At 66.7% G+C, this 8,494-nt stretch carries 9 protein-coding genes and 1 pseudogene; 6 read left to right on the forward strand and 4 right to left on the reverse strand.

Annotated features, from left to right (window positions below):
- Positions 1-84: 84 nt before the first annotated feature.
- From LK540_RS13330 to LK540_RS13355, 6 genes are read left to right on the forward strand one after another with little or no spacing between them, the layout of a single operon-like run.
- Entirely contained in the window at positions 85-1,104 is a 1,020-nt protein-coding gene (locus tag LK540_RS13330; RefSeq protein ID WP_229437775.1) for an ATP-grasp domain-containing protein, read from the forward strand.
- Positions 1,101-2,297 (forward strand): phosphoribosyltransferase family protein, encoded by a 1,197-nt coding sequence (locus LK540_RS13335; RefSeq protein ID WP_229437776.1) that lies wholly within the window; start codon positions 1,101-1,103, stop codon positions 2,295-2,297. The genes LK540_RS13330 and LK540_RS13335 overlap by 4 nt, the downstream gene beginning before the upstream one ends.
- Entirely contained in the window at positions 2,275-3,027 is a 753-nt protein-coding gene (locus tag LK540_RS13340) for a hypothetical protein (protein ID WP_229437777.1), read from the forward strand. The genes LK540_RS13335 and LK540_RS13340 overlap by 23 nt, the downstream gene beginning before the upstream one ends.
- Entirely contained in the window at positions 3,024-4,115 is a 1,092-nt protein-coding gene (locus LK540_RS13345) for a cysteine protease StiP family protein (protein ID WP_229437778.1), read from the forward strand. The genes LK540_RS13340 and LK540_RS13345 overlap by 4 nt, the downstream gene beginning before the upstream one ends.
- Positions 4,108-5,031, forward strand: a complete 924-nt coding sequence (locus tag LK540_RS13350) for an HpcH/HpaI aldolase/citrate lyase family protein (RefSeq protein ID WP_229437779.1) — start codon at positions 4,108-4,110, stop codon at positions 5,029-5,031. The genes LK540_RS13345 and LK540_RS13350 overlap by 8 nt, the downstream gene beginning before the upstream one ends.
- Positions 5,028-6,299: a TerD family protein gene (locus tag LK540_RS13355; protein ID WP_229437780.1), complete on the forward strand. Its 1,272-nt coding sequence runs from the start codon at positions 5,028-5,030 to the stop codon at positions 6,297-6,299. The genes LK540_RS13350 and LK540_RS13355 overlap by 4 nt, the downstream gene beginning before the upstream one ends.
- Positions 6,300-6,333: 34 nt before the next feature.
- Here LK540_RS13355 and LK540_RS13360 read toward each other — a convergent pair whose 3' ends face one another.
- The 4 genes and pseudogenes from LK540_RS13360 to LK540_RS13375 all read right to left on the reverse strand — a co-directional run.
- Positions 6,334-6,612 (reverse strand): hypothetical protein, encoded by a 279-nt coding sequence (locus LK540_RS13360; RefSeq protein WP_229437781.1) that lies wholly within the window; start codon positions 6,610-6,612, stop codon positions 6,334-6,336.
- A gap of 26 nt (positions 6,613-6,638) precedes the next feature.
- The gene (locus LK540_RS13365) at positions 6,639-7,553 is read right to left on the reverse strand and encodes a hypothetical protein (RefSeq protein ID WP_229437782.1); all 915 of its coding nucleotides are present in this window, start codon (positions 7,551-7,553) and stop codon (positions 6,639-6,641) included.
- A 252-nt stretch (positions 7,554-7,805) separates the two neighbouring features.
- The gene (gene rpsJ, locus LK540_RS13370) at positions 7,806-8,123 is read right to left on the reverse strand and encodes a 30S ribosomal protein S10 (RefSeq protein ID WP_036209000.1); all 318 of its coding nucleotides are present in this window, start codon (positions 8,121-8,123) and stop codon (positions 7,806-7,808) included.
- Positions 8,124-8,321: 198 nt separating this feature from the next.
- Positions 8,322-8,494 (reverse strand): annotated as a pseudogene (locus tag LK540_RS13375) (elongation factor Tu); the annotation flags it as partial.

An 8,494-nucleotide genomic window follows, 5' to 3' on the forward strand; every position in this document is an offset into this window, starting at 1 on the left:
GGACCGGATCGCAGGCGTCATGCGACGCCTGCCCTTGCCCCGCCCGTGTGCGGGGCAGCTTTTACCTGCTACAAGAAGGACTTCATGCGCGTCTGGTTCAACCGTACGTTCTCGTCCGTCTACGCCGCGATCGAACTGATCCGCCGCGACGACACCGAAGGACGCTTCCACATCGTCCACAGCAATCCCAATTCCCGCACGCCGGCCGCGCGCCTGGCTCACGAATTCCACACCGAACCGACCGGCCTGGAACCCGACCAATACGTCGACTGGTGCCTCGCCTTCTGCCGCGAACGCAAGATCGACATCTTCGTCCCGGGACGCGAAGCCACCCTGCTGGCCGGCGCCCACGACCGTTTCGAAGCCATCGGCACGCGCGTGCTCAGCACCGCCTCGGTCGAGACCCTGCAGTTCATCCACGACAAGGCGCGCTTCTACGAAGAAGCCGTGCTGCCCGAAGCCCCGGTGGCCGAGTTCCGCCGCTTCGAGAACGCCGCCGGATTCGAGCAAGCCTACGACGCCCTGCGCCGCCGCCACGCCAGACTGTGCGTGAAGCCCTCGCACTCGATCTACGGCCTCGGTTTCGCCATCCTCGACGAGACCCGCAGCAGCGCCGAACTGCTGCTGGCCGGCGCCGAATACCACGTGTCGCTCGACGACTTCCGGCGCGCCCTGCCCGCCATGGGCCAGTTCCGCACGATGCTGCTGATGGAGTACCTCGATGGGCGCGAATACAGCGTCGACTGCGTGGGCGACAACGGCCGCCTGGTGGCAGCCGTGGCGCGCCGCAAGTCGGCGCAGTCGGGCGCCGGCCAGCGCATCGACCAGCGTGACGACATCCTGCAAGCCACCGCCAGCCTGGCGCGCGCCTATGGCCTGAACGGCTATTTCAACGTGCAGTTCCGCGAGGCCGCAGGAAAGCCGCGCCTGCTCGAAATCAACCCGCGCATGTCGGGCGGTATCGGCATGGCCTGCGTGGCCGGCCCCAACCTTCCATACATCGCCCTGCGCGGCTTTGCCGACGGCTTCGACCGGGTCGAGGTGGCGCCGGTGCGCAACGGCATCCGCGTCGGCGAACTGTCCCAGGCCCTGGAGCTGGCATGAACGCGCGCAGCGATCCCGGCCTGTCCGCCAAACGCAGCGCCGAACTGCCGACCGGCCGGCTCGACGTCACGCTCACCAAGGGTGCGCACGAACTTGACGAGCTGCTCGGCTTTGCCGCGCGCGCCAACGCCAGGCGCGGCTTTCTTTTCCTGAGCAAGGTGCTGGGCAAGCACTGGCCCGTGAAGCCATCAGCGATGCTGGCCGTGCACGAGCGCCTGGCCGCGGATGTCCCGGCCAGCGAAGGTCCGGTGCTGTTCATCGCCATGGCGGAAACGGCGATCGGCCTCGGCCAGGGGGTGTTCGAAGCCTGGCTGCGCGCGAACCCGGGGCGCGAGGCGCTGTTCGTCCACACCACGCGCTACCGCGTCGGCAGCGGCGACATCATCGAATTCGAGGAAGCGCACAGCCACGCGCCGCGCCAGTTCCTGCACATGCCGGAAGGCGAGCACGAACGCGGCCTGCTGCTGGGTGCGCGCAGCATCGTGCTGGTGGACGACGAAGCCAGCACCGGCAACACGTTCGTGAACCTGGCCGCCGCCTGCCGGCGCCTGAACCCGTCGATCGAGCGCGTGCACCTGAGCGTGATCGTGAACTTCATGGGCGCCGCCGCCACCGATGGCTTGACGGCGCGCTTCGGCATTCCGACCACCATGGGCGCCCTGATCGAAGGCGAATACCGCTTCGCGGCGGCCGACATTCCGGTGGCTGCAGTGCTCAATGCCGCGCCGGCCCAGCGTTTCGACGCCCAGGCCGAACGCGGCGCCAATCCCGGCTTCGGCCGCCTGGGCCTGGCGCGTCTGCTGCGGGCGCCCGAGACCCTGGCCGCGCGTCTGGCGCAGGAGATCGCACAAGGCGCGAAGGTGCTGGTGCTCGGCACCGGCGAATTCATGCACGCCTCCACCCTGCTTGGCGCGGCACTGGAAGCGCGCGGCCTGGACGTGGTGGTGCAGTCGACCACGCGTTCGCCCATCCTGACCTGGGGCGCCGTGTCGCATGCCTTGACCTTCCCCGACAACTACGGCGAAGGCATCGCCAATTACCTGTACAACGTGGCGCCCGGCCAGTACGACGCCGTGCTGGTCTGCCACGAGACGCCGCCGAACGCCGCCCTGCTGGACGCGGCGCACCAGCTCGGCGCGCGCCTGTTCCATTATCAAACCGAGGACCACGTTGAAGAAGTTCCTGTTCGCTGACCTGGACGACACCCTGTTCCAGACCCTGGAAAAATGCGCGGTGCGCGAGAACCTGGAGCCGGCAGCGTATTACGCCAACGGCAGCGTCTGTTCCCTGACGACGCCGGCCCAGCGCGCGTTCTTCGCTTTCGCCAGCGAGGGCATGACGGTGATCCCGACCACGGCGCGCAGCATCGACGCCTTCCGCCGCGTGCACCTCGGTTTCAGCAGCTACGTCATCCTGAACTTCGGCGGCGTCATCCTGCAGCCCGACGGAAGCATCGACGCCGCCTGGCAAGCCCGCATGCACGAGAAGATGACGGCCGCCCTGCCCGGCCTGCAGCAGCTCGGTGCGCGCATCAACGCCCATGCCGTGCGCACCGGCTTCAAGGGCCGTGCGCGCCTGGTCGAGGATGCCGGCACGCCCTTCTTCATCGTCGTGAAGGACCCGGACAAGGTCGTGGCCAACCTGACGCCGGTCGAGGACGAGGTGGTTCGGCCCTGGATCGCGGACGGCCACGGCGACTACTGCGTGCACCGCAACGGCAACAACCTCGCCATCCTGCCGACCGCGCTGGACAAGGCAAACGCGGTGGCCTACGTGCGCGAGCGCCTGGTGCGCGAGCATGGCGACATCATCAGCTTCGGCATGGGCGACAGCCGCTCGGATGCGCGCTTCATGGCCGACTGCGACTACGCCATCATCCCGCGCCGCACGCAGCTGTCGAAACTGACCGTGGAGGCGCTGTGAACTTCTCCGGCAGCTATGCGGGCGCCGACGTCACGTTCCTGCTCAAGCCGCTGCCGCTGGCCGACTTCGTCGAGGACGTGGGCGAAAAGGAGAAACTGATCCAGTCCGGCCGGCGCCACTACAGCGAGATGCTCTCGCCCGAGCGCCTGCCCTCGGCACGCTACGAAGCCGTGTTCGAACAGGCCTGCGCCGCCAATGGCGAGCGCATGGCGCGCGACTGCCTGGTGCTGGCCGGGCTGATTGCCGCACGGCGCAGCGGGCCGGTCACGCTGGTCTCGCTGGCGCGCGGCGGCACGCCGATTGGCGTGGTCCTGAAGCGCCTGCTCGAACGCGTGCATGGCCGCGGCACGGCGCATTATTCGGTCTCCATCGTGCGCGACCGCGGCATCGACGCCAACGCCCTGCGCCACATCCTGGCCCGGGGCCATGCGCCGGCGTCCATCGTCTTCGTCGACGGCTGGACCGGCAAGGGCGTGATCGCGCGCGAGCTGGCGGCATCCGTCGAACGCTTCAACGTTGACAACGGCATCGCCATCGACAGCGGCTTGCACGTGCTGTCCGACCTGGCCGGCAGCGCCGCCTGCGCCGCCTCCTGCGAGGATTACCTGATCCCGTCGAGCATCCTGAATGCGACGGTGTCGGGCCTGGTCAGCCGCTCGGTGCTGAACGAGGCCATCGGACCGGACGACTTCCACGGCTGCGTGCTGTACAGCGACTTCGCAGCGCAGGACCGCTCGCGCGCCTTTGTCGACACGCTGGAAGAACGCGCGCTGGCGCTGGCGGAAAGCGCCCCTGTCGCGGCGCAGGCCATCGATACGCAAGCCGCCGCCGAACGCTCGCGCGCCTACATTGCGGCCGCCATGGGGCGCTACGGCATTGCCGACGTCAACCTCATCAAGCCCGGCATCGGCGAAGCGACCCGGGTGCTGCTGCGCCGCGCGCCGCGCCTGCTGGTGCTGCGCGACCCGCAAGCCGCCGGCACTGCGCACCTACGCCTGCTGGCCGAAGAAAAAGGTGTAGCGGTCGAGGTCGACCCGCAACTACCCTACCAAGCTGTTTCCCTGATCAGGAGTGCATCGGATGCATAAATCGATGGGCGCGTCGCTGTACGTGCCGGCCAATCACAAACATTTGCTCGACATCGCCAACGGCGAAAAGCTGCCGGGCGTGCGCTCGCTGATTTTCTGCACCGAAGATGCCGTTGCCGACCGCGAACTGAGCTGGGCGCTGTTCAACCTGGCCGTGGTGCTGGAGAACATGCGCACGGACGTGGCGGCCGAGCGTTTCGTCCGCGTGCGCAATCCGGAAGTGCTGGCGCGCGTGCTGGCCATGAAGGGCGCGCACAAGCTGACCGGCTTCGTGATCCCGAAAGCCACGCGCCACAACCTGGAGTCGTATGTGAAGCTGGTGCGCGGCACCGACCACATGCTGATGCCGACGCTGGAAACCGCCGAGGTGTTCAGCGAAAGCGAAATGGAAGCCTTCCGCGACCTGCTGCAGCAACCCGGCATCCGCAACCGCATCCTGGCGCTGCGCATCGGCGGCAACGACCTGCTGGCGCTATTGGGGCTGCGCCGTCCGCGCGGCATGACGATCTACCGCACGCCGCTGGGCCTGGCGATCGCCCGGCTGGTGACCATCTTCCGTCCCTACGGCTTCGCGCTGACGGCACCGGTGTTCGAGCACCTCGACCTGCCCGAACTGCTGGACCAGGAAGTGCAGGAAGACCTGGCCTACGGCATGGTCGGCAAGACCGCCATCCACCCGACCCAGGTTGCGCCGATCGAGGCGCACTACAAGGTAAAGCCGCAAGACCTGGAAGCGGCGCGCGCCATCCTCGACCCGAACAGCCCGGCCGTCTTCAAGCTGCACGAGTCGATGTGCGAAGTGGCCACGCACCGCGCCTGGGCCGAGCGCATGGTCGCGCAGTCGCACCTGTTCGGATCCGACCCCACCGAGGCGCCGGGCTGGCCGGCCGCCTTTATCGAAAAGGAAAACACATGAACACCTTTGCACGCGGCCAGAAAGGCAAGCTGGCGGACCTGGGCGCCGGCACGCGCTTCCCGGTCGAGATCGACATCAGCGCACCGGGCATGTCGGTCGACGTGTCCTGCTTCGGGCTGGACGCCGCCGACAAGCTCTCGGACGACCGCTACATGGTCTTCTACAACCAGCTGGCCAGCCCGGGCGACGCGGTGCGCCTGGCGCTCGCGGGCAGCAAGGCGAGCTTCGACGTGAACCTCGACGCCTTGCCGGCCTCGATCGCCAAGCTGGTGTTCGTGGCCGCCATCGACGGCGCGCAGACCATGCGCGCGCTCGGCGCCAGTTCGCTGACCCTGGGCAGCGCGCTGCGCTTCCCGTGGTCGGGCAGCGACTTCGGCGACGAAAAGGCGGTGATCGTGGCGGAACTCTACCGACGCGACGGCCAGTGGCGCTTCGGCGCCGTGGGCCAGGGTTTCAATGGCGGCCTGTCGGCGCTGCTGGCGCATTTCGGCGGCACCGAGGCATCGCCGTCGTCGCCGTCGCCGGCGGCCGCTCCTGCTGCTCCTGCTGCCGCACCGGCCGCACCTGCTGCGCCAAAGGTCTCGCTGTCGAAGATCACGCTGGAAAAGCGCGGCGACAAGGTCTCGCTCGACAAGGCGGCCGGCCGCGGCTACGGCCGCATCCACGTCAACCTGAACTGGAACCAGTCGTCCATTTCTCCGACGCCGGCGCCGGCGCCCGAAAAAACCGGCTTCCTCGGCCGCATCACCGGCGCCCTGGGTAACGCAGGCCGGCCGCGCCGTCCGGGCGGCGGCATCGACCTGGATCTCGGCTGCATGTTCGAACTGGCCGACGGCCGCAAGGGCCTGGTGCAGGCGCTCGGCAATGCCTGGGGCGACTACGATGGGCTCCCCTACATCAAGCTCGACGCCGACGACCGCACCGGCGCGGCCACCGGTGGCGAGAACCTGTGGATCAACGGCGACCAGTTCGACCAGATCCGCCGCGCGCTGATCTTCTCCTTCATCTACGAGGGCGTGCCGAACTGGTCGGCCACCGACGGCGTGGTGACGGTGGCGGTGCCGAACCAGGCGCCGATCGAGGTGCGCCTCGACCAGGGCGGGCGCCAGATGATGTGCGCGATCGCCATGATCGAGAACCAGGGTGGGCGCCTGCAGGTGACAAAGATGGTCGAATACTTCGAGCAGCAGGGCCGTACCAGCGCGCACGAAATGATGGACCAGCGCTTCGGTTTCGGCTTGCGCTGGAAGACCGGTTCCAAGGATTAATGCAGTCGGAAAGCCGGCTCGGCACCGGCTTGGGTCACAGCGGAGAAACCAGGTAGTGGTATAGCCCGAGCGCCAGGAACACGGCGAACATGCCGTTGGCGCAGTACCTCAGCACCGTTATGGTTTTCGCGGCCAGCACGCCGTCGGGATTGGCATGATGGATGCGCACCTGCAGGAAGCACAGCCCTACCCAGACGGCGCCCGCTTGCGCATACAGGGGCAAGGGCCGCAATGAAGTGAAGGGAAGGACGAAGAAAAAGACTGCCAGGGAAAGAAGCAGAACCGATTCGATCGTCAGCCGGAGGGTTTTCATGGTTGTCGCAGGCAATGCGCCGTGAATCAAGGTTGGGAGGCGGGTCCCAGTGCGGCAAGCAGTCGCTCCGGGCGGTCGAGGTACAGGAACACGTAACGTACGGCGGTGCGCTCGATCCCATGATGCCGGATCGTGCAGCCGGCGTCGGGACGCAGGCGCAGCACCAGGTTGGGCTTGTCCCAGGGCGTGATCGTCAGCGCCTCCGCCAGGCGGAAGGGATGGGTGCGGCGCCAGCGGGCGACCGGCTCCGCCAGCCGCTGTACGTCCTCGATCGCTTCACGGGGAATGCGGGCGCTGGCGCGTGCGCCAACCCGCAGGTCGAGATGGGTGCTGGTCAGCACGTGCTGTCCGCCCCGCAGATGCCAGCGATCGCCAAGCAGCCAGACGAGCGCATAGACGCTGCCCAGTACGACGGCGAGGTGGATGGTCCTTACCTTATCGGGGTCGTCGACGAACAGCGGCACGAGCGCCGCATCGAGCGGCAGCTCGACCAGTACGCAGAACAACCCGATGGCGATGACGGTCGAGTAGGCGCCCTGCTCGAGGAAGGTGAGCGCCAGGCCGGCCGGGCGCGCCGGCTGCGGCTTGCGGCGCAACCAGCTGAAGAAACCGCGCCAGATGTCGCGTTTGAGGCGCGCCATGCCGATCAGTCCGGACGGCAGGCATGCCGCCAGCAGGGCTAGCCAGCCGGCGTCCTGCCGGCGCAGCGCGCGCAGGCGCACGGCGACGTCGGGAATCGAGGCGAGGTCTTTCGCGGCAAGGAGCATCAGCGGCAGCGCCAGCCCGATGGTCTTGACGGGGCCGTGCCAAGCGGTGGGCGTCAGGAGGAACAGCAGCGCCAGGGTTATAAAGGATGCGTAGGCGTATCCCAGCACCGTCGGCCAAGGGGTGTCGTCCAGCTGCCGCGCATATTCCCTGACCATGCTTTGGAGGCTTCTCATGCGGACTCCGCACATTGCGTTATCAAAAAACCATGCCGTCGATGTTAGCATGATTTACTTCAGGCAAGTTCGCCTTTCGACGCTGAGCGTCCCGGCATTGCGCAGCCGGGCGCCGGTGCCACCTGGATGACCGCCACAAGGATATGGGAAGGGTGCAAAAAAGCATCGGGGCCGGGAAAGTCCGCCAGTTGGCGGCCCTTCCCGGCCCCGATTGTTTTCGGCTCGCGGATTACTCCGCGTGGGCCGAAAAAATTACTGCAGCTTGATTTCGACGTCGACGCCAGCTGGCAGGTCCAGCTTCATCAGTGCGTCAACGGTCTTGTCGGTAGGATCGACGATGTCCATCAGGCGCTGGTGCGTACGGATTTCGAACTGGTCGCGCGAGGTCTTGTTGACGTGCGGCGAACGCAGGATGTCGAAACGCTGAATGCGGGTTGGCAGTGGAACCGGGCCCTTGACCACAGCGCCGGTGCGCTTGGCGGTGTCGACGATTTCCAGTGCGGACTGGTCGATCAGCTTGTAGTCGAACGCTTTCAGGCGGATGCGGATTTTCTGGTTTGGAGCGGACATGCGATTTCCTTAGAAAAGAGCGAACCGGTTGTTAAGGCCGGCAATGATTTGTCAGGTGCTACAAGGTGCTACATACAGCAAAGGAGCGAAAGTATATCACCGTTCGTTCCTAAACAGAGGGGGTGGAACCGAAATTCCACCCCCTCTGTTGTGCGAACCGGACGCCCCGAAGGGCGCCCTTTTCACGATCAAACGCTATTAGGCGATGATCTTGGCAACCACGCCGGCGCCGACGGTACGGCCGCCTTCGCGGATTGCGAAGCGCAGGCCTTCTTCCATCGCGATCGGGTTGATCAGCTTGACGGTGATCGACACGTTATCGCCTGGCATGACCATTTCCTTGTCCGCTGGCAGCTCGATCGAGCCGGTCA

The organism is Massilia sp. IC2-278 (genome assembly GCF_020708045.1).
In the GTDB taxonomy this organism is placed as follows: domain Bacteria; phylum Pseudomonadota; class Gammaproteobacteria; order Burkholderiales; family Burkholderiaceae_D; genus Telluria.

Coding starts and splice junctions, on each gene's coding strand:
- LK540_RS13350 (WP_229437779.1), top strand. CDS start 4,108: ATGCATAAATCGATGGGCGCGTCGCTGTACGTGCCGGCCAATCACAAA.
- rpsJ (WP_036209000.1), bottom strand. CDS start 8,123: ATGTCCGCTCCAAACCAGAAAATCCGCATCCGCCTGAAAGCGTTCGAC.
- LK540_RS13360 (WP_229437781.1), bottom strand. CDS start 6,612: ATGAAAACCCTCCGGCTGACGATCGAATCGGTTCTGCTTCTTTCCCTG.
- LK540_RS13335 (WP_229437776.1), top strand. CDS start 1,101: ATGAACGCGCGCAGCGATCCCGGCCTGTCCGCCAAACGCAGCGCCGAA.
- LK540_RS13355 (WP_229437780.1), top strand. CDS start 5,028: ATGAACACCTTTGCACGCGGCCAGAAAGGCAAGCTGGCGGACCTGGGC.
- LK540_RS13330 (WP_229437775.1), top strand. CDS start 85: ATGCGCGTCTGGTTCAACCGTACGTTCTCGTCCGTCTACGCCGCGATC.
- LK540_RS13365 (WP_229437782.1), bottom strand. CDS start 7,553: ATGAGAAGCCTCCAAAGCATGGTCAGGGAATATGCGCGGCAGCTGGAC.